General features: G+C 52.3%; 20 protein-coding genes. 10 read left to right on the top strand and 10 right to left on the bottom strand.

All coding sequences use genetic code 11. The features are described 5' to 3' along the window. Nucleotides 1-64 precede the first annotated feature (64 nt). From WG68_RS18365 to cyaY, 8 genes are all read right to left on the bottom strand, one after another. Nucleotides 65-1450 carry a Type 1 glutamine amidotransferase-like domain-containing protein gene (locus tag WG68_RS18365; RefSeq protein ID WP_083981979.1) on the bottom strand — a complete coding sequence of 462 codons (1386 nt, stop codon included), beginning with the start codon at nucleotides 1448-1450 and terminating at the stop codon, nucleotides 65-67. A 390-nt stretch (nucleotides 1451-1840) separates the two neighbouring features. Beyond that, complete coding sequence (locus WG68_RS18360) at nucleotides 1841-2347, bottom strand: DNA-deoxyinosine glycosylase (protein ID WP_046559189.1); 507 nt, start codon at nucleotides 2345-2347, stop codon at nucleotides 1841-1843. Next, nucleotides 2347-3426 (bottom strand): heme biosynthesis HemY N-terminal domain-containing protein, encoded by a 1080-nt coding sequence (locus WG68_RS18355; protein ID WP_046559188.1) that lies wholly within the window; start codon nucleotides 3424-3426, stop codon nucleotides 2347-2349. Before WG68_RS18355 ends, WG68_RS18360 begins: the two co-directional genes overlap by 1 nt. Beyond that, nucleotides 3423-4553, bottom strand: coding sequence for a uroporphyrinogen-III C-methyltransferase (locus tag WG68_RS18350; RefSeq protein WP_046559187.1), 1131 nt, complete (start codon nucleotides 4551-4553; stop codon nucleotides 3423-3425). The genes WG68_RS18355 and WG68_RS18350 overlap by 4 nt, the downstream gene beginning before the upstream one ends. After that, nucleotides 4550-5302, bottom strand: coding sequence for a uroporphyrinogen-III synthase (locus tag WG68_RS18345; protein ID WP_046559186.1), 753 nt, complete (start codon nucleotides 5300-5302; stop codon nucleotides 4550-4552). The genes WG68_RS18350 and WG68_RS18345 overlap by 4 nt, the downstream gene beginning before the upstream one ends. Further along, nucleotides 5299-6231, bottom strand: coding sequence for a hydroxymethylbilane synthase (gene hemC, locus WG68_RS18340; RefSeq protein ID WP_046559185.1), 933 nt, complete (start codon nucleotides 6229-6231; stop codon nucleotides 5299-5301). The genes WG68_RS18345 and hemC overlap by 4 nt, the downstream gene beginning before the upstream one ends. 1 nt (nucleotide 6232) lies before the next feature. Beyond that, complete coding sequence (locus WG68_RS18335; RefSeq protein WP_046559184.1) at nucleotides 6233-6913, bottom strand: alpha/beta hydrolase; 681 nt, start codon at nucleotides 6911-6913, stop codon at nucleotides 6233-6235. Then, nucleotides 6913-7248: an iron donor protein CyaY gene (cyaY, locus tag WG68_RS18330; RefSeq protein ID WP_046559183.1), complete on the bottom strand. Its 336-nt coding sequence runs from the start codon at nucleotides 7246-7248 to the stop codon at nucleotides 6913-6915. The genes WG68_RS18335 and cyaY overlap by 1 nt, the downstream gene beginning before the upstream one ends. 72 nt (nucleotides 7249-7320) lie before the next feature. On the opposite strand from cyaY, the gene lptM reads away from it, so the two are divergent. Genes lptM through WG68_RS18295 form a run of 7 tightly spaced genes read left to right on the top strand, consistent with a single transcriptional unit; the run spans nucleotide 7321 to nucleotide 13904 of the window. After that, on the top strand, nucleotides 7321-7512 hold the full coding sequence (gene lptM, locus WG68_RS18325; RefSeq protein ID WP_046559182.1) for an LPS translocon maturation chaperone LptM: 192 nt from the start codon (nucleotides 7321-7323) through the stop codon (nucleotides 7510-7512). Beyond that, nucleotides 7499-8758, top strand: coding sequence for a diaminopimelate decarboxylase (lysA, locus tag WG68_RS18320; RefSeq protein WP_046559181.1), 1260 nt, complete (start codon nucleotides 7499-7501; stop codon nucleotides 8756-8758). Before lptM ends, lysA begins: the two co-directional genes overlap by 14 nt. 10 nt (nucleotides 8759-8768) lie before the next feature. Beyond that, the gene (dapF, locus tag WG68_RS18315) at nucleotides 8769-9599 is read left to right on the top strand and encodes a diaminopimelate epimerase (RefSeq protein ID WP_046559203.1); all 831 of its coding nucleotides are present in this window, start codon (nucleotides 8769-8771) and stop codon (nucleotides 9597-9599) included. After that, nucleotides 9596-10252, top strand: a complete 657-nt coding sequence (locus WG68_RS18310) for a DUF484 family protein (RefSeq protein WP_046559180.1) — start codon at nucleotides 9596-9598, stop codon at nucleotides 10250-10252. Before dapF ends, WG68_RS18310 begins: the two co-directional genes overlap by 4 nt. Beyond that, complete coding sequence (xerC, locus tag WG68_RS18305; protein ID WP_046559179.1) at nucleotides 10239-11171, top strand: tyrosine recombinase XerC; 933 nt, start codon at nucleotides 10239-10241, stop codon at nucleotides 11169-11171. The genes WG68_RS18310 and xerC overlap by 14 nt, the downstream gene beginning before the upstream one ends. After that, nucleotides 11171-13213: a M14 family zinc carboxypeptidase gene (locus tag WG68_RS18300; protein WP_052749167.1), complete on the top strand. Its 2043-nt coding sequence runs from the start codon at nucleotides 11171-11173 to the stop codon at nucleotides 13211-13213. Before xerC ends, WG68_RS18300 begins: the two co-directional genes overlap by 1 nt. After that, nucleotides 13200-13904: an HAD-IA family hydrolase gene (locus WG68_RS18295; protein WP_046559178.1), complete on the top strand. Its 705-nt coding sequence runs from the start codon at nucleotides 13200-13202 to the stop codon at nucleotides 13902-13904. The genes WG68_RS18300 and WG68_RS18295 overlap by 14 nt, the downstream gene beginning before the upstream one ends. On the opposite strand, the gene WG68_RS18290 is transcribed toward WG68_RS18295, so the two are convergent. Both WG68_RS18290 and WG68_RS18285 read right to left on the bottom strand, forming a co-directional pair. Beyond that, nucleotides 13901-14275, bottom strand: a complete 375-nt coding sequence (locus tag WG68_RS18290; protein WP_046559177.1) for a hypothetical protein — start codon at nucleotides 14273-14275, stop codon at nucleotides 13901-13903. The two genes, WG68_RS18295 and WG68_RS18290, sit on opposite strands and share 4 nt — an antisense overlap. 65 nt (nucleotides 14276-14340) lie before the next feature. Then, complete coding sequence (locus WG68_RS18285; RefSeq protein ID WP_046559176.1) at nucleotides 14341-15090, bottom strand: hypothetical protein; 750 nt, start codon at nucleotides 15088-15090, stop codon at nucleotides 14341-14343. A 191-nt stretch (nucleotides 15091-15281) separates the two neighbouring features. Here WG68_RS18285 and uvrD point away from each other — a divergent pair, with 191 nt between their 5' ends. The 3 genes from uvrD (at nucleotide 15282) to WG68_RS18270 (ending at nucleotide 20406) form a co-directional block, all read left to right on the top strand. Further along, nucleotides 15282-17453, top strand: a complete 2172-nt coding sequence (uvrD, locus tag WG68_RS18280; protein ID WP_046559175.1) for a DNA helicase II — start codon at nucleotides 15282-15284, stop codon at nucleotides 17451-17453. Further along, nucleotides 17454-19538 carry a GNAT family N-acetyltransferase gene (locus WG68_RS18275; protein WP_046559174.1) on the top strand — a complete coding sequence of 695 codons (2085 nt, stop codon included), beginning with the start codon at nucleotides 17454-17456 and terminating at the stop codon, nucleotides 19536-19538. 70 nt (nucleotides 19539-19608) lie between these two features. After that, on the top strand, nucleotides 19609-20406 hold the full coding sequence (locus WG68_RS18270; RefSeq protein WP_052749166.1) for a hypothetical protein: 798 nt from the start codon (nucleotides 19609-19611) through the stop codon (nucleotides 20404-20406). The last annotated feature ends 194 nt before the right edge of the window (nucleotides 20407-20600 follow it).

Below are 20600 nucleotides of genomic sequence, written 5' to 3'. Positions count from 1 at the left end.
TTTCAGACCGGCGGGGCAGCAATTAATTCCGTGACAGTATCAACTTAGTTACTATTTTTTCATATTAATACGGATTGCTTGGGTTGTAGAAATTACTGTTTGCACCATCAATACTCAAACGGATTGGGCTAACATTAGTGCTGTTATTTAACAGGTTATAGCTTTGCCCTGGCAATAATTTGTAACGCAGCAGGTTATTAATAATCACCGGTTGGTTACAGGCGGTTTGCTGATACTGGGTCTGGCTATCAGCCCGCAGCACGTATACCTCATGCCCACCATCGACCACGCCGTTGCCATCGGCAGTAACAAATAACGAAGTTGCTTCTGACACGGCCACCACTCTGCTACCGGCACCCAACTGCGCCTGAAACACGGCTGAGCGGCCCATGCGGTCGCGCTGCTTAAAGTGGGTATCGGTAATGATGCCATTTAACTGCGGAATGGCCAGGAAGTTAGTGCTGATATTGATGGTGTTGTGGCAGAAATCGGTGACCGCTTCACTGCTAATGGCACCCTGCACCCCATCCGGATCGTAAATAAACTGGCCAAGCACATGGTTGCCAGCCGAAGTACCACCGACTACCCCACCTTTGTTATAAACGTGCATAATGGCGTCCTGCACCTTAGTGCCCTGCCACTGATTCAGATAAGCCGACTGGTCGCCACCGGCGATAAACACCATTTCTGCCGTGCGGATCACCCAATCGACATAGTCACTGTTGGCTTTGCTCTGGTTGTCGACAATTAAGGTTTCAACAGAAGCCGCATTGGTTAAACCCTGCAGGTAACTATTGTATGCGCCGGTGCCTGTGGTCCGCAGCACCACTATATTGCCGCCCTGAATATGCGGTGCTACCCGGTTAGCAAAAGCGGCATCAACATCAGCGCCACCGCCCATCAGCAATAAAGCGGGCTGATCCAGAGCCACACAGGTATCGGCAGTACTACCCACCCGGTAGTTAGTCAGCGCGCCGGGCTTAGAAGGCCGCGGGCCATAATCACAGGCCACAGTTTCCGGCGTCGTGCCTCCACCGCTACCCGAGCCGGCAAAACTAACCGTTAACTGATAATTGCCGGTGCCACTGTAGCGGGTTACCTTAACATAATGCCGTCCCGCGGCTGCCGCCTTGTAAGTGCCCACTTCCGGGTTAGCACTGCTTTGGCCAGACGCAATATAGCTGCCACTATTCCGGTACAAAAACCAATCAAAATCAACATTATTGCCATGGCTAAGGTTAACCGTAATATCTCCAGTGGCACTGGTATCGAAGTAAAACCAGTCCTGATCGGTACGACTACCTATACTGGCGCTAACCGCAGTACCAGTACATAACGGACCATTGGCGCTACTTTCGTTATTATTTTTTTCGCTTTCTTGTTGCAAACAGGCATGCGCATTGCCACAAAGCAATAGCGCAAAGGCGCCTAACAGACTTAGTGCTTTCATTGTTACTTCCTGCATATAGTTTTGTTATAGGAAATGGCCAACAGGCCAGGTTTCTTCGCCCGGCAAAATGCCAGGCAAAAAATTTCGGAGCTAACTCAGAGAGAGGGGGCTATTCGTCAAACCACTCAGACAGGTGATAGTCGGTGGCGCAATTATGCAAATAGTTATGCAGATTAGCCGGTTTGGCAACCGACCACAGTAATTTACTGGCTCTGCATAACTGTGTTTTCATAAGATTGGGTTCACAATACAACGTGTTGACTGTTTAATTACTATTCAATATTGTGCGGTTCTGGCGTTCTGTCAAGTAAACATCAGGATTAATGTAAAAAAAGCCGACAGGTACCAGAAGCGGAAAAATTTGCGGGCTGTAGAGTGACAAACGCTATTTCAAATTATTAACGCGTCTATTATTTGCCATTTTTCCAGCTTTTCGCTGAAACTCAAGCTGGCATGGGCAGGGCTGGTCGAAGGCAGCTGGATTAGCTGCAGGTTGTCAGGTAATTGCTGCTGCGCCAATACCTGACGCCGGAAGCATTGCCAGGCTTTGCCACCATTAAAGGCAATCGCGCTGATTTGACGGTGCTGGCGCATAAAATGAGTAAAATCGTTCGGCTGTTCCGCACTGATAGCACTGTCAAGGCTTCCCTGACGATGGCAATGACCAATCACATCCCACAACGCAACCCGCTGACCAAGCAAAGCCTGCAATCGTTCGGGGTAACTTAGCGTCGCGGCAAAACCCAGAATACTGGCCATTAACGGCCAGAAGGCATTGCGCGGGTGAGCATAGTATTGCTGCTGTTGCAGCGATTTTTCGCCAGGCATACTACCCAGGATCAGTAACCGCGCATCTGGCCGCGCGATGGCGGCCATACTGCTGATCACTGCTGACATTACACCAGCCCGGGTTGGTACTGCCTGGCCTTTTGCCAGGCTTGCTGCGCTTGTTGCGGCTCACCTTCCTGCTCGGCCAGATAGGCCAGCACGGCATATAAGTAACCATTGCTTGGGTTATCGCGCAGCCAGTGCTGAATTTGCTTGCGCAGCCGCAGCACCGAGCGGCCCAGCTTTATCTGGCGTAAATGCGGCCAGGCCGACGCGATATCGGCCAGCGACAAGGCTGCCACCAATCGCTTTTCTGCTGAATCAGCCTGGCCGGCGTTTGCTTCGGCCCAGGCTAAACCCAGTGCTGCAGCAGCAGATTTACGCTCTTTCGCCGGCAAGCTCTGCCAGCAATCCTGTTGCTGCTCAAACGGCTGCTCAGGCGCCAAATGCCGAATGGCCTGCGGATAAACAGCGAAGCGCTGTTGCTGCCAGCTGGCTTTATCAAACCAATGCTCAGTTGCAGCACGTCCGGCTACCACTAACAACTGCTGCCACTGGCCAGCTTGCTGCAATGCCCGCAGGTACAACTGGCCTAACGCCACGTCAATAAGTGGCTGCTGTACTAAAGACTCCAGAGTAACAACGGCCTGACGGGCATCACCCTGATGCAACAGCATCTCCGCTTCCAGATACTGGCGGCTGGGGTCGTCCTCCGCTAACGCTGCCAGTAAGCTTTGCGCAAGCTGATAATTACCGGCGTAAAAGGCAGCATAGGCTGCCAGAAAACGCTTTTCATAGTTAAAATCGCCGGCTTGCAGCGCCTGCTGCAACTCGCTGGCGGCCTGTGGCCACTGCCTTCTGGCATAGGCATGCAAACCATTGGCAAAGGCCAGCCGGGCTTTTCGCTGCCGGCGCGAGCGGAAAAAGTTAAACGACAGATGCTGAATGCGCAATACGTGCTTTACCAGCTTAAACAATAGGCTGGCCGCAACAAGTAACAGAATTAATACGATGGCGAAGCCCAGCGCGGTCATTTCAATAACGTAGCCAGCCAGCACCAGTTTGATATAGCCCGGATTATTGGTCAGCACCGGCCCGATAAACATCGCCAGGGCCAACACTGCTACCAGCAGAATGGCCTTAATCATAACTCAGTCTCCACCATGCTGTGCAGGTAGCTCTGCAGTTGCGGGCCACTTTGCAGCGCCGGCAGCGGTTGCTCACTGAGATCTAACGCCGCCAGTGCCAGCAGCTTGTCACTAAGTTGCTGTACCGCAGGCGCCGTTGCCTGGAAATGACGCTGTAGTTGGTCACTGGCTTGCTGCAAAGCACTGCGATACACCGCCGGCTCTCCCGACAATGCCGCCAGCTGAGCCAGCAACAGTTGCTGGTTCAGGGCAATCCGTACCATTAGCTGTTGCTCTGCCGTTAAGCTGAAGTAATCTTCCGGCACTGCGGCTCTGGCCGAAAATAACTGCTGCAGGCTGCTGTCCCAGTAATACTTTAAAGTGCTGCGCCAGTTTTTCAGCTCGCCTTGCGGTGCGGCAACGCTAACCGTCAGTGTCGGCTCTTGTTGCTTCAATGGTAAGCCCATACTGGTTTTGCGCATTTGCGCCAGCTCAATATGCATTGTACTAAGATCAGGTGCCTGTAGCGATGCCAGCGCGGCTAAATCAGCGGCAATAGCCTGGCGCACTTGCATTAACGAGGCGTCATCCAGCTCGGTCAGTTGTTGCTGAGCCCGCTGTAATAGCACACGGGCACTATTGAAATCCCGATTCAGCCACAGGTTATAATCGGCACGTCGCAGCAGGAATTGAATTTCGGCCAGCGCCCAGTGCCGTGGCGGCGCGCCATCACTTTGTTGCACCAGCTCACGTACGGCCTGCATTTGCTGCTGCAATTGCTGTTGCTGGCGCTGCTGCTGGGCAGTCAATTGCTGCTCCAGCGCACTCAGGCTTTGCTGCTGACTACTCAGGCTTTGCTGCAGTTGGCTCTGGCTGCTAGTAAGCAGCTCAGCACTTTGCCGGTTAATCTCTTGTTGCGCTTGCTGTAATTGCTGCTGTTGGCTTTGCAGTTGTTGCCATTGCGGCCATAACCAGTAAGCCACCGCAGCTAAAGCTGCCGCCAACAGCAGTGAGCATAGTAATGCCAGCACCGCCACAGCACCGCCACCACCGGCAGGGCGCTGCTCCTGTTCAGCAATTTGCTGCTTTAATTGTTCCAGCGGCGCTACAGTCTCTTCAGCCGGGGTTAACTCTGCCTGCTCACTCATACCATATCCTTTTTAAGCCGAATAATTTGCTGCAGCAATGCCTGATCGTTCGCGTTATCAGCCAGACTGATTTGCTCAGCCCTGATGCCAAGCGCCAGCGCCTGCTCCTGCATCCGCGGACTAACCAGCAACCAATGCCGCTGCAACAACCAGGCCTGGCCTGCGGCTGGCATCAGGGCAAACAACTGCTGCAAAATTTCGTTACTGGTCACTACAATACAACGTACCAGCTGTTGCTGCCACAGCTGCCATAGCTGCCCGCCATCCAGTGGTAATGGCAGCCGGTTATAACTTTGCACATATTTAACACTAGCACCACGAGCCAGCAACTGTTGCTTTATCAGCTCGCGGCCACTGTTACCGCGCACTACCACCACCTGTTTACCCGCAACCTGCTGTAATTGCGGTAAGGCCAGCAGGCCTTCGCTACGCTGATCCTGCGGTACTATCACTTCGCGACCGCTCCAGCGTTGCAAAAGCGCCGAGGTAGTACTGCCCACCGCCAGTAAATGGCCTGTCAATTGCTCCGGGCTGAGCTGTTGTTGCAGCGCATTGACTGCACTGACACTGACAAAAATTATCAGCTCAGCTTGCTGCAACAGGCTAATGTCTCTGGCTTTCAGCGCGACTTGCTGGGTGGTAATCAGCGGCTGGTAGCTGTAGGCAATACCCTGCTCATCCAGGCTGGCCAGTAAATTATCAGCTTTACCGGCTGGGCGGGTGATCAAAAATGGCGTGACAATACTCATGCGTTTGCCTGATAAACCTGCTGCAAAATAGCACCGGCGCCCTGTGCCAGCAATTGCTCGGCAACCTCCAGCCCCAACTGCTCGGCCAACTCGGCATTGCCGCTTTGTTCGGCGCGGATAAGCTGGCTGCCATCAAGCGAACCCACTAAACCCCGTAAATGCAGCTGGTTACCAGTAAGGGTAGCAAAAGCGCCAATGGGCACCTGACAGCCGCCTTGTAAGCGCCGGTTCATCGCCCGCTCGGCCAGCACACATAAGCGGGTAGCCTGGTGTTCCAGCGGTGCCAGCAATTGCTGAATGGTGGTATCGTCACTGCGACACTCTATACCCACCGCACCCTGGCCATTGGCAGGTAAACTTTGCTCCGGTTCAATATAGCTGGCAATGCGCGCAGCAAAACCAAGCCGGATTAAACCAGCGGCAGCCAGAATAATGGCGGCAAATTCGCCACTGTCCAGTTTGGCCAGCCGGGTATTTACATTGCCGCGCAAGTCGCGCACGGTTAAATCCGGTCGCAGAGCCTTCAGCTGGCACTGCCGGCGCAAACTGGAGGTGCCCACCACCGCCCCCAGCGGCAATTGATCAAGGCTTTGAAATTGATTTGAAACAAAAGCATCGCGCGGGTCTTCACGCTGGCAAATAGCCTGCAGCACTAACCCATCCGGAAAGGCCACCGGCACATCTTTCATACTGTGCACGGCAATATCGGCCCGGCCATCCAGCATAGCGGTTTCCAGCTCCTTGACAAATAAGCCTTTGCCACCAATTTTGGCCAGCGGCGTATCAAGAATTTTATCGCCCTGGGTCGACATCGGCACCAGCTCTACCTGCAGTGTGGGGTGATGGCGCAACAGTTCTGCTTTAACAAATTCGGCTTGCCACAACGCCAGCGCACTTTTGCGGGTGGCGATACGTACCTTCTGGCTCATGTTAGCTTTCCTTCATTGTCATTAACCGGCGCTGTAAAAAGCTGCTGATATCCGCCACTTCCTGGGCACAGACGCTGTGCTCCATCCGGTAATCGTGCCAACTGACATTAAACCCCAGGTTTTTTAAGGCATGAAATGCCTGCTGGCCTGCCGCCATTGGCACAACCGGGTCCTGGCTGCCATGGCCGATAAACACCGGGGTGGCCTTGTTAGCAGACGTTGCTTCCGCAGCCAGTTTATCCGGCGCGCACATATAGGTTGATAATGCCATCACGCCAGCCAGTTTATAGGGCAAACGGGCCAGTAAATGCAGCGCTATCACCCCGCCCTGGCTAAACCCCGCCAATACGATTTGCTCGCTACTTAAGCCTTCGCTAATCAGTTTATCCAGCAATTGCTGCACCGCAACGGCAGATTCGCGCACCCCGGCTTCATCAGCGCGGTTGCTTAAATCCATGGTTTTAATATCGTACCAGGCGCGCATCCGCATACCGCCGTTCACGGTAACAGGCCGTTCGGGCGCATGCGGAAATAAAAACCGAATGCCGGCATCCATTGGTAAGCGCAGCTCAGGCACTATTGGCGCAAAGCCATGGCCGGAGTCGCCAAGGCCATGCAACCAGACTACCGCAGCCTTGACCGGGCCGTTTGGTTTTACATCAACAAAAGGGAGTAACGCCATTATTTTGTTCCAGCTTGCTGTGGGGCCAGTACCACCGGGCTACCAGCCTGTTTAGACGCCGCATCCGTTAATAGTTGCCAGAACTCGCTGCCGGTACGATTATCTATCCACTGCTGGTCGCGCCATTCAAAGTGATGGCCATTAAATTTAGTGGCCACCCACAGCTGCTGCAGTGGGGGCTGCTTGTTAATAATAATTTTGCTTTGATCGGGGAAGGTTATCGATAATAAGCCGCCGTGCGATTCATAGTCTAAATCCAGCTCCAGCAACTCTATGGCCTCCTCTACCGCTAACAGGGTATTATCGGTCAATTCGTCATATTCTAAGTCATTCATCTGCGTCACCTGTTTGCTTTTATCGCTAAGGATGCGATTATAGAGCGTCAAGCCGTTAAAGAAATAGAAACCATGCAAACGAAGCGCATTTCATCCCAGTTTCTTTTGCCTGCCTGCATTATGCTGGGCAGCATCATGCTAACCGCCTGTGGTCAAAAAGGGCCTCTTACCTTACCACAAGCTGCACCAGAAGTGGCAGAGCCGGCAACAGAAAAGCCCGCTCAGCCAAGCGTCAGCGAGGAGCAAAGCCGTGGACCACTTTAATTATCAGCGCGATACACTGCACGCCGAACAGGTAGACCTGAACAGCCTGGCGGCAGAGTTCGGCACGCCTTGCTATGTTTACTCGAAAGCCACCATTGAGCGCCATTATCAGGCCTTTGCCAGTGCTGCGGCCAGCCACCCGCACAGCCTGGTATGCTATGCGGTTAAAGCCAATAGCAACCTGGCGGTATTAAATGTGCTAAGCCAACTAGGCAGTGGCTTTGATATTGTCTCCGGTGGCGAATTACGCCGGGTGATTGCAGCCGGCGGCAATCCGGCAAAGGTGGTATTTTCCGGTGTAGCGAAAACAGCCGATGATATGCGGTTTGCGCTGCAACTGGGTATTAAATGCTTTAATGTCGAATCAGAAGCTGAGCTGGAGCGCTTGCAACAGGTGGCCAGCAGCTTAAATATCATGGCGCCGGTGTCATTGCGGGTCAACCCAGATATTGATGCTAAAACCCATCCGTATATTTCTACCGGTTTAAAGGCCAATAAATTTGGCGTCGATATTTTAAAAGCTCCGGCCATTTACCGCGCGGCCAGCAAGATGAGCCACCTGCAGCTGGTGGGTGTGGATTGCCATATCGGCTCACAGCTCACTGAAACCCAACCGTTTTTAGAAGCGCTGGAAAAGCTGCTGCAGTTAATTGACGCCTTAAAACAAGATGATATTCACCTTAGCCATATTGATATTGGCGGCGGTTTGGGTGTCACTTACGATAAAGAAACGCCGCCTGAGCCTTATGCTTATATCAGTAAAGTGGTAGAGCGGCTGCAACAGTATCCGCAACTGGAGCTGATTATGGAGCCCGGCCGCGCCATTATGGCCAATGCCGGCATTTTGCTGACCAAAGTAGAATATTTAAAACCGGGTCAGGAAAAGAACTTTGCCATTGTTGATGCAGCGATGAACGATTTAATCCGGCCCGCGCTGTACAGTGCCTGGCAGAATATTGTGCCGGTAAACCTGCAAAGCAGCGCCAGCAGCCAGCTGTATGATGTAGTAGGCCCGGTGTGTGAAACCGGTGATTTTCTGGGTAAAGACCGCATGCTGGCTATCGCCCAGGGCGATTTGCTGGCGGTACGCTCAGCCGGGGCCTATGGTTTTACCATGAGCTCTAACTACAATAGCCGGCCGCGGGTAGCTGAGGTAATGGTAGCGGGTGATCGCTGCCACTTAATCCGGGCCCGTGAACAGTGGCAGGATTTATGGCGCGGCGAACAGCTGCTCAGTGAACAGTAATAAGGCGCCAATGATCATTAACTTTTCGAAAATGCATGGCCTGGGCAACGACTTTATGATGGTCGACAGTGTCAGCCAGAATATTTTTCTGACTAAAGAGCAAATCCGTCAGCTGGCGGATCGGAATTTCGGCATTGGCTTTGACCAGTTACTGATGGTAGAACCGCCCTATGACCCGGAGCTTGATTTTCACTACCGTATTTTTAATGCCGATGGCTCTGAAGTAGAACAATGCGGCAACGGTGCCCGCTGTTTTGCCAAGTTTGTCCGCCATCGCGGCCTGACCAATAAAAGCAAAATTATGGTCAGCACCAAATCCGGCAAAATTGCCCTGTATATCGAACAGGATGGCCAGGTGACAGTCAATATGGGCATTCCGCAGCTTGATCCGGCGCTGGTGCCGTTTAAAGCCCAAAAGCAGGAAGCCACTTACATTATGCGGGCCGACGAGCATACTGTACTTTGCGGGGTAGCCTCCATGGGTAACCCGCATGCGGTGCTGGAGGTGGACGATATTGCCAGCGCTAACGTCGCTGAATTAGGGCCGCTGCTGGAAGTACATGAACGTTTTCCGCAAAAAGCCAATATTGGCTTTATGCAGGTAGTGTCGCCGCAGCATATAAAGCTGCGGGTATGGGAGCGCGGTGCCGGTGAAACCCTAGCCTGTGGTACCGGAGCCTGCGCTGCCGTGGTAGTAGGCCAGCTGCAGAAAAAACTGGGGCCACAGGTGCAGGTAGATTTGCCCGGTGGTACCTTACATATTCGCTGGAATGGCCCGGGCCAGATTGTCAAAATGACCGGCCCGGCTGAACACGTATTTGATGGACAACTTTCGTTATGAATGACCCCCTGGCTCAGGACAAAGACGCAATCGCTGCCAGCGTGGTACTGGATTACTTGCAGGACCACCCGGAGTTTTTCCAGCACTACCCGCAGCTGTTACAACAGATGCGCCTGCCGCATCAGCAACGGGGCAGCGTGTCGCTGGTCGAGCGCCAGCTGGAAATGCAGCGCACAAAAATTGCCGCGCTGGAAGATGATATTACCCGCTTAATGTCGGTTGCCCGCCAGAACGAGCATATTTTCCATGCCCTGAATACACTGCACCTGGCATTGCTGCAAAACCCTACCCTGCAAGATGCAGAGCAGGCATTGCAACAGTTTGCCAAAAGCATGCCGCAAGTGCATGCCTGCCGCCTGGTATGCCTGCAACCGGATAGCAGCGCCATCAGCCAGTACCAGTTGTTATTGTCGCGCCGCTTAAGCAGCGACAATGTGTATCTGGGGCGTTTAAATAAAGAAGAGCAGCAACCGCTGTTCGGCGAGTCCATCCACTCGGTTGCGCTGCTGCAAATTGGCAGCGGCCCCGGCCTGGCATTGCTGGCCTTTGGCAGCGAGCAGGATGATCACTTCCAACCGGCAATGGATAGGTTGTTTATCCGCCATCTGGCCAAACTGCTGTTGTTGGTGCTACCCGGCCATGACGACAGCTGAGCCGCGCTGGCAACGCGATCTAGAACACTATCTTAGCTACCTGCGCTTTGAACGCGGCTACGCCAGCCGCACCTTACAAACCTATCGCCAGCAGCTATGTCTGCTGGCAGGCAGCGTTGCTGCTAACGCCGCTGATTTCAGCTGGCAACAACAAACAGAAAGCAGCCTGCAAACGTATCTGGCCAGTGGCCGGCGCCGCGGCCTCAGCGCCCGCAGCCTGGCGCTAACGGTCGCCGCACTGCGTGGTTTATACCGTTACCTGCAGCAGCAACAGCAAGTTAGCGACAATCCGGCGCAGTATCTGACTGTACCCAAACCTAAGGCAAAACTGCCAAAAAACCTTGATATTGATACCTTGCAGCATTTACTCAGCTTCGATAGCAGCAGTGATGTGCTGGCCTGCCGGGATAAAGCCATGCTGGAGCTGTTTTACTCTTCCGGCCTGCGTTTGGCAGAATTAGTTGGCGCTAACATTAACGACATTGACTGGCGCGAGCAGCTAATCCGGGTACGTGGTAAAGGCAGTAAAGAACGGCAAATTCCAATTGGCTCGGTGGCCTTAGCCGCCTTACAGCAATGGCGAAGCCAACGCCCGTTATTATTGGGCAACGCCACGCCAGAGGCCGATCAAAACGCACTGTTTTTAAGTAAGCAGCAACAGCGGATTTCTGCCCGCCAGGTGCGGCAACGGGTAAACCACTGGGCGAAAGTGCAGGGCCTGGGCCAGCAACTGCACCCGCATATGCTGCGCCACTCTTTTGCCAGCCACGTGCTGCAATCCAGCGGTGACTTACGCGCCGTGCAGGACTTACTGGGCCATGCTAACCTTAGTACTACCCAGGTTTACACCCACCTCGATTTCCAGCATCTGGCTGCGGTGTATGACAATGCCCACCCGAGGGCCCGGAAAAAGCCGTAATGAGCAAATTGTTTAATGTCGTTGTACTTGTTGTACTGCTATGGCCATTACTGGCCAGTGGGCATCTGGCAACAACAGCGTCGACAAACCAGCAGGTACGGCTGCAAGCCAATGATCTGGCGCAGTATGCTAAAGCCAGCATCAGCCTGCACCCTTACATTTTAGCTACCGACCGCAGTGCCTTAACCCTGGATGTGCGGCTGCCGACGGCTGAGTTGGCCGCGCTGGCTGAGCACGGCCTAAGCTGGCAAGCTCTGCCAGATAGTGCTTACCCTGAGCTTAATATCAGCAGCCAGGCGCCAACTAGTAACGATGCCAATACTGAGACTATCGCCAACTACCCTTGCTACCATACTGTGGAGGGCACTTATCAGCAGGCAGCACAGCTGGCTGCTGATCATCCGGAGCTGGCAAAGTGGTTTAGTATTGGCAGCTCCTGGCAGCATACTCAGGGTGAAGGCGGCTACCCGTTAATGGTATTACGGCTGGGCCGGCGTGAACCAGAGGCCAAGCCGGCAGATGCCAGGCCGATCCTGTTTGTGCAAAGTGCCATGCATGCCCGCGAATATGTTACCGCCGAGCTGAACTTAAGGTTTGCCCAGCAATTACTGCAAAATTATCAGCAGCAGGCAGACAGCCACTGGTTACTGAACTATACCGAAATTCACTTACTGTTTCAGATGAACCCGGATGGTCGCAAACAGGCCGAGCAAGGGTTACTGTGGCGCAAAAATGCTAACCTTAGCCATTGCCCGCAGGATGAAACCGGCGTTGATTTGAACCGCAACTTCAGTTACAGCTGGAATATCAGCAGCAATGGCTCCAGCGGCAACGCCTGCTCAACTGTCTACCGCGGCCCGCAGGCCGGCTCTGAACCCGAGACACAGGCAGTAGAACAGTATGTGCGCCAACTTTACGCCAATAGCCGCGGTAGCAGTTGGCAAGACCCGGCACCACTGGATACCATGGGCCTGCACCTCGACTTACACAGTGCCGGTGAATTGGTACTCTGGCCCTGGGGCCACACCACCAGTCCGGCGCCCAATGCCAGCCAGCTGCAAACGCTGGGCCGCAAACTGGCCTGGTTTAACAACTATTATCCCAGCCAGAGCATTGGCCTGTACCCCACCGACGGCACCAGTGACAGTATCAGTTATGGCGAACGTGGCGTCGCGGCCATTACCCTGGAGCTGGGTACCAGCTTTTTTCAAAGCTGTCCGTTTTTTACTAACGCCTTACTGCCCGCCAATCTGCCGCTACTGCATTACGCCGCTAAAGTCAGCAAGGCACCTTATCAGCTGCCAGCCGGACCCGACATTACCGGGCTTAGCGCTAATGGTGCCAGCCATGCCTATATTCAGGCCGGTGACAGCCTGACCCTGACCTTTACGGCTGATGATCAGCGCTTTAATCAAAGCAACGGCAGCGAGCCCGTACACGCCGTGGTGGCCGCCCGGATTTACCAGCATGCGCCGCCATGGCACAGCGCCAGCAGCGAACTGGCCACAGCTGACATCTTTAACAGCAATGATAATGGTACAGTCGCCAATATGCGGGTCCAGTTGTTGAGCAATGACTGGCCAGCGGGCAGGCAGCTGTTATATGTGCAGGCTGAAGATAGCGATGGCAATGTCGGTGCTGTCAGTGCAGTATTTGTCACGGTAGGCGAGCTACGCAGTCCGGTTGCGGACTTCAGCAGCCAGTGTAACTTTGTTAGCTGCACCTTTGATGCCAGTGCCAGCAGCGCAGATTCATCGATTACCGCGTACCAGTGGCAACTTTCTGATGGCAGCAGCTTCAGCGGCGCGATGATAAACCACAGCTTTGCCAGCGCGGGCAGTTATCAGGCACAGCTAACGGTAACTGATAGCAACGATTTAAGTGCTAGCAGCAGCAAAACTATCACGGTTAGTGCGCCGCCAGTTCCACCACCGCCACCAGCCACGGTAGCAAGCAGCGGAGGTAGCACCAGCGGGTATTGCGGCCTGTTAGTATTACTACTTATGCGCCGATTTTATGAGAAAAACAATGCAGATTTATAAAGCCCTCAGCCCCTTACAAGCGCTGTCGTTTGATTTAGATGACACCTTATATGACAACTCACCGGTGATTGCCGCCGCCGAGCAGGCCATGTTGGACGCCCTGGCAGAGCACGCACCGGTAAGCCAACGCACCGACAGCGATTTCTGGTGGCAGCAGCGTTTAAAGCTGGCCAAAATTGAACCGGAACTGCGCCATGATATTGGCCGCTGGCGCCTGTTGGGCATTGAAGCAGGCTTATTGGAGCTTGGCATAGCAGCTGATGAAGCCAAAACCGTTGCCCAGCAAGGCTACGATGCTTTTCTAGATGCGCGCACTAAAATCAGCCTAACCGTCGAGGTTAATGATTTACTCACTGCCCTTGCTAAACAGTACCGGCTGGTTGCAATTACCAATGGCAATGCCTGTATTAACAAAATGGGCCTGGGCAAGCTGTTTGATTTCAGCCTGCAGGCCGGGCCCAACGGTAAAATGAAACCTTATCCGGATATGTTTCAGCTAGCAGCAGAACGGCTGAAACTGGCTCCATCGCAAATATTGCATATTGGCGACAGTCACCGCGCCGATGTCATGGGCGCTTTAGCCGCCGGCTGCCAAACCGCCTGGCTCGATCATCACCAGCAAGCAGTAAGCACCTTGCCGCACATCCGGCTGACCGATGTGCGGCAGCTAAGTGCTTTGCTTAAGCTTTAACTGACGCCAGCACTTTTCCGGCGAAACCCGGCTGCCACCCAACCAATAACAAAATACAAGAGTATCGGGGGCACCACAGCCAACGACAATGCAGAAAAAATGGTGTTTGTTTTAGATTGCTGCACCGCATTTAATTGTTGCCGGTAGTGCTCGGCCAATTGCGCAGGACTTTGACCACCAAGATGATGTGTTATTGCTCCCGCCAGGGTGCCATCAGGTTCCGGTGTCGCTTCCATTCTCTCAACAGCGGCGGTTAATTCGACTATGCGCTTATTTGCGATAGTGTTATCCGAATAGGCAGTATACGCCAGGTAGCCAACCCACATTACAACGACAATACAGTAAAGCCGCTGCCAACCATTTAATCGCATAATATTTCCCTAATTTCATGCCAGATAACTATTTAACACTCAAATAGCCATTGAGCAACAAACAATCAAAACAATGATGTCTGGCAGTTTACATAAAAATTAATAACCGACTTAGTATTATGCAGGCCCTGCAGCTGGCAATATAGCTGATCGGTAATTGCAGCGGTATGCCAGCTTAGCTCTGGTAGCAACAACGGTAATACTGTTACAACACAGTCTGACACTTCACCTCCCAAAAGTGTTCTGTCGGCGCTAAGATAAGCATTACTTTTAATGAAATCCACCGGAATACCCAGGCTTTGCTTTTCAGAGAGTTTATTTGCTATTACCGTTATAGTCCCTGATTCTGGCATCTGCAGGTCGTAACTCAGCTTAATAATATTATTGTCAGTACCATTTGGATAGTTAACGACAATTCGCTTTACCTGTCGATTAACCTCTACAGCATTCTCAGAGTAACCAACTGAGAAATCGGTAGGGTTAAGCCAAATCGACTTAGGTTTAAACAAATCTACCAACGGTTGCCAGAAAGGATCGCCAGTCTTGTTATGTAATGTTTGCATCGCGGCATTCAGTTGACTCAGTCTGGTGGTGTCAAAAGTATGTTCAATTGCCAGTAACTCATTACTATTCTGACAGCTTACCGGTACGGCATCGCTAAACCGGTTCAGTGTCATATCACTTGGTATATCAACACTGACAAGCTTATTGGCAGTCCCGGTAACCGGCTGGTTTTCGCCCCCTATTGCCAGAGAAAGTATCAACACCGCCATAGCCACCATCCCAGCAAGGCTAAGCATTAATTTAAATGGCATTCTGTTATCCTAACGCTTGTTTTTTAAACAAAAGATAACTAGTTCCTGAAATAAATACCACTGTTTTGTTGTGCCTGAATAGTAAAGTAAGGCTAATCACTGGTTATTTATCCACTAAAAGCCTGCGGCTTTACTTGGCGCACTCGTTTGGGCTGCTATAATGGCCGCAAATAGTTTAGTGAGAAGTGCTGATGGATGTATCCAACCTGCTGGATGGCTTAAACGATAAACAACGTGACGCGGTGGCGGCACCGGCGCAGCATATGCTGATTTTAGCGGGCGCTGGCAGTGGTAAAACCCGGGTTCTGGTACATCGTTTAGCCTGGTTAATGCAGGTGGAAACCGTCGCGCCTTATAGCTTGCTGGCAGTTACCTTTACCAATAAAGCCGCCCAGGAAATGCGCGGCCGGATTGAAAGCACTATTGGCGTTAGTTTAAACAATCTGTGGATGGGCACCTTTCATGGCTTGTCGCACCGCATGCTGCGGGCGCATTATCAGCAAGCCGGCTTGCCGCAAGGTTTTCAGATCATTGATTCTGATGATCAGTACCGGCTGGTAAAACGGGTGCTGAAAGCATTAAATCTGGATGAAAAGCACTGGCCAGCCAAGCAAATTCAGTGGTTTATTAATGGCCGCAAAGACGATGGCCAGCGCCCGGGCATGATAGATGCCGGCGGCGACTTCAGTTTGCAACAAATGGTAAAAATTTATGCCGCCTATCAGGAAATGTGCGACCGCGCAGGTTTAGTCGATTTTGCTGAAATACTGCTGCGCAGCTTTGAGCTACTGAAAAACCATGCCGATGTGCGGGGCCATTACCAGCAGCGGTTCCGCCATATCCTGGTAGACGAGTTTCAGGATACCAATGCCATTCAGTACAACTGGCTACGCTTACTGGCCGGTAATGCCGCTAAGGTAATGATTGTCGGTGATGATGATCAGTCGATTTATGGCTGGCGCGGCGCCCGGGTTGAGAATATTCAGCAGTTTTTGCGCGATTTTGACGGTGCAGAGACTATTCGGCTTGAACAAAACTACCGCTCTACTGCTACGATTTTAAAAGCCGCCAACGCGGTGATTGCCAATAACTCTGGCCGGCTTGGTAAAGATTTATGGACTGATGGCAGCGAAGGCGAAACCATTTCGCTGTATACCGCCTTTAACGAACTGGATGAAGCGCGCTTTATAGTGTCGCGCATTCGCAGCTGGCATAACCAGGGCGGTAGCCTGACCGAAAGCGCCATTTTGTACCGCAACAATGCCCAGTCCCGGGTGCTGGAAGAAGCGCTTATTCAGGAAGGCCTGCATTATCGTATTTATGGTGGCCTGCGCTTTTATGAGCGGCAGGAAATTAAAGATGCATTGGCTTACCTGCGGCTGATCAGCAACCGCCAGGATGATGCGGCAATGGAGCGGATTATTAACACGCCGGCCCGTGGCATTGGCGATACCACCATGAATAAAGTGCGGCTGCATGCCCGCAGCGAGCAGCAAACCTTATGGCAAAGCCTGCAACTGATGCTGCAGCAAAAACAACTCAGTGGCCGCGCTGCCAACGCCATAGAGCAGTTTATGCAGCTGATCGACACTCTGGAGCAAGAGCTGACCGACTTACCGCTGTTTGAACAGGCCGAGCATATTATTAAGCAATCGGGCCTGTATGCCATGTATCAGGCCGAAAAAGGTGAAAAGGCGCAAACCCGCATTGAAAACTTAAATGAACTGGTTACCGCCTGTCAGAACTTTAACAGCAGCACGGTAGAAGATATGACGCCGCTGGCAGCCTTTTTATCGCAGGCCGCGCTGGAAGCTGGCGATTATCAGGCTGAAGAGCATTCTGATGCCGTACAATTGATGACCTTGCACAGCGCCAAAGGCCTGGAATTCCCACTGGTGTTTATCTGTGGCCTGGAAGAAGGCATGTTTCCCAGCCAGCAAAGCGGTGACGACCCGACAAGGCTGGAAGAAGAGCGTCGGCTCTGTTATGTCGGCATGACCCGCGCCATGCAAAAACTGTATTTGTGCCATGCCGAAAGCCGGCGCCTGTATGGCCAGGAGCAGTACCATAAAGCGTCACGCTTTATCCGCGAGATCCCTGCAGAATATCTGGATGAGATCCGGTTAACTACTCAGGTAAGCCGGCCATCCCAGTCTAACCGTTTTGGCAGTGCCGCCAGCCATGTCGCTTTTGAAAACACCGGCTTCAGGCTTGGGCAACGGGTACTGCATGATAAGTTTGGCGAAGGTACGGTACTGAATTACGAAGGCACCGGGCCACAGTCACGCATTCAGGTCAATTTTGACCAGCTGGGCAGTAAGTGGCTGGTGACGGCTTATGCCCGGCTGCAGGCTGCTGGCTAAATGCCGTTAGCAAGCCTGTTGCCGCCGCTACTGGCTGAAGCGGCAAGCCGCCATTGCCGGTTGCCGGTGCTGTTGCAAGGTGACCCCGGTCAGGTACTAAGCCAGGCTTTGGCGGTAGTTGCTCAACGCCAACCGCAGAAATTGTATTGGCTGGGACAAGATGCGCCGGCCGGGAGTATCGCTTTGCAAGCTGGTAATAACTATCAGCTGCTCGGCAGTGAGTGCGATATGCTGATCATTAACGCCTGCAACGGCATCAATGCCGATTTAATCGCAGCCAGTGCTGGTTGTTTGCGCGCAGGGGGCTTATGGCTGATATTGGCGCCGCCCGATCAACAATGGTGCCAGCAAGCTAACCCGGCCCATGCCTCGCTGTTGCCTTATCCCCATGCACCTGCAACACATCAGGGCCAGTTTATTCGTTTCTGGCTGATACTGCTGGCGCATTGCCCGCTGTTAAAACTTACACTTAGTAATAACCAACTACAGATAACGCAACAGCTTATCCTGCCGCCTTACCATACACCGACGCCAGTAGCGCCACCCTATGCCAGTGCCGATCAGCAGCAAGCAGTATCAGCCATTTTGAAAGTGGTATCAGGTCATCGAAAACGGCCACTGGTGCTGGTGGCCGATCGTGGACGGGGGAAATCAGCGGCGCTGGGTATTGCCGCAGCCTTGCTAGTGCAACAGGGTAAACAGAAATTGATCATTACCGCTGCCAGTCCTGGTGCTGCGGCTACCGCTATTAATCACTATCAGCAACAGATGGCAGATAATCCAGGTCTGCACTATATGCCGGTTGATCAGTTGCTGCTGGCACAGCCAGAACTGGATTTGTTGTTCATCGACGAGGCTGCCGCTCTGCCAACAGCAATATTAAAACAACTGGCTGACCGCTACAGCCGCATTGTGTTCGCCACTACTGAGCATGGTTACGAAGGAACCGGGCGTGGCTTCCAATTACGTTTTCAAAGCTATTTAGACCAAACCCAGCCTTGCTGGAAGCGGTTACAACTTACGCAACCTGTTCGCTATCAACAACATGATCCGTTAGAACAACTGATCTTCCGCAGTTTTTTACTACAGCAGCCAACAACCGCCCCCCTGTATCAGCCTGGTCAACCGCTACAATTACGACAGTACCAGCCCAACGATTGGCTGGCAGCGCCAGACGAGTTGCTGGCAGTGTTTCATCTGCTTAGTCAGGCTCACTATCAAACCCAGGTGAAAGATTTAGCCGCGCTGTTGGACAACCCACAACTGAGTGTGGTCGCTCTCTATCAGAACGGCGCGTTGTTAGCCTGTGCCTTACTAAGCTACGAAGGCGAGTTGGAGGCCATGCTATGCCAGCATATTTACCAGGGCAAACGCAGGGTACAAGGCCACTTGCTGGCACAGAGCCTGGCATTTCATCTGGCTCAGCCACAGCTAGCTAGCCAGCGTCTGGTTCGGATAATGCGGATTGCGGTCGCACTGCCGTTGCAGAGTTCTGGTTTAGGTAGTTACTTGCTGGGCCAGATCGCCAGTTTACTCAAAGCACAACATATCGACTGGCTGGGTACCAGCTTTGGGGTAAACCCGGAACTGCTCTCTTTCTGGTTGACGGCAGGTTATACTCCGGTGCGATTAAGCCATTTTGCTGACAACGCCAGCAGCGAACCATCTATATTGATGCTTAAAGCGCTTAATGCCAATGCGCTAACAGCACAGCAGCTTCGCCAGAAGTTAGGTAGTGAGCTGTATAACTGCCTGACTGAATACCCGGAGAACTTAAGCTTTTCAGTAGTTAAAGAACTGATCCAGCCTCCTGCAGCCAGCCTGAACCAGACTGAATTAGAACTGCTGCAACTATTTGCTATTGGCCAGCGTCCTTATCAGTTGGTCGTCGGCTTATTACTTATCTGGTTTAACAAAAATTATCTACAACTTGATCCGCTAACGGGCGAAGTGCTGGCTGCCAGGTTATGGCAAAAACAAAACTGGCAGCACATTAGCCAACGTTTTCAACTGGCGGGCAAATCTGATTGCATCCAATTGATTCAGAAGCAGATTTTAAAAGGCACAGACTGGTCCTGCCAGTAACTCTGTTTTAACAACCGAAAAAGTGCTACTGTGCGGCGATTTTAACTAATTCTTCTGATAACTAACTCATATGACGATACTCGTGCCCCTGTTGTTCAGCCTGGCTGCTAATAGCACTGCCGGCTACAGCCAGAGTGAACTGCGTACCTTACAGCATGCAGTAAACAGTTATGCCTACAGCTCTGCGCTGGAAAATTTTTTTGAACATTGTCATGCGCTCGATCCTGAACAGTTTATGGTGAAACGGCCTGATAATTCCCGTTTGCAACAAGCGCTGCGCCAGCAGTTGCAGCTGGACTTTAATCAATTTACCAGCGGCGTGGCTAATAATCGACAGCTACAACAAAGAGCCCCGAAAGATATCGCACTAACGGATTGCAATGATTCTAAAAGCTATCTGCAGTTGCTGGATAAGTATGATTTGGAATTATTTGCGTTAGAAATTGCCACCCCGCTCAAGGCCAGTAAAGACAATGGCGCCTCCCAACGGAAGCAACAGCAGCAAGCAATGCAGCAACAAGCTGGCGAATTGCTGGCACGCAGCAAGGCGATAGTCCGGGTGAGTATTATTGACCGCAATAGCCTTAGCACCCTGGAACAAGCCAATTTTTTACACCCTGATTATACTGGGCGCTATATTTATAAAGTTGAACAAGGCTGGCGCAATGTACCGGCTAAATATATGGGAATGCAAAGCTATCTGACGGAACAGCAGGTAGCAACAGCACCGAAAAGCTGGCTGCTATTATTGGATCAGCATAACCAGTTTATTAAAGTTTTTAGTGAAACCGAGGCGAAAGTGTATCTTGATATGTTAGGTAAACCAGATTGGCGTTTCGACAGCCAGGGTAACTTGCAGCGTAAATAACATCCTCGAAGTCTGCCAACAAAGCCAATGCCACACCCCGCAGGGGCTGTGGCAGCCCTGCTTGAGCACTACACCATTAAATCACTGCCAATAAAAAAGCCTCAGCTTTGTCGAGAGGGGCTTTTTTTATGGAATTGGGAGGCTGCGGGGCTGGCCTTCCAGCGGTGTACTACTCTTGCATAGTCTTAATGCAA

The sequence above is a fragment of the Arsukibacterium ikkense genome, assembly GCF_000987775.1.
Classification (GTDB): domain Bacteria; phylum Pseudomonadota; class Gammaproteobacteria; order Enterobacterales; family Alteromonadaceae; genus Alishewanella; species Alishewanella ikkense.
This window is presented reverse-complemented; position numbering and strand designations above follow the sequence as displayed.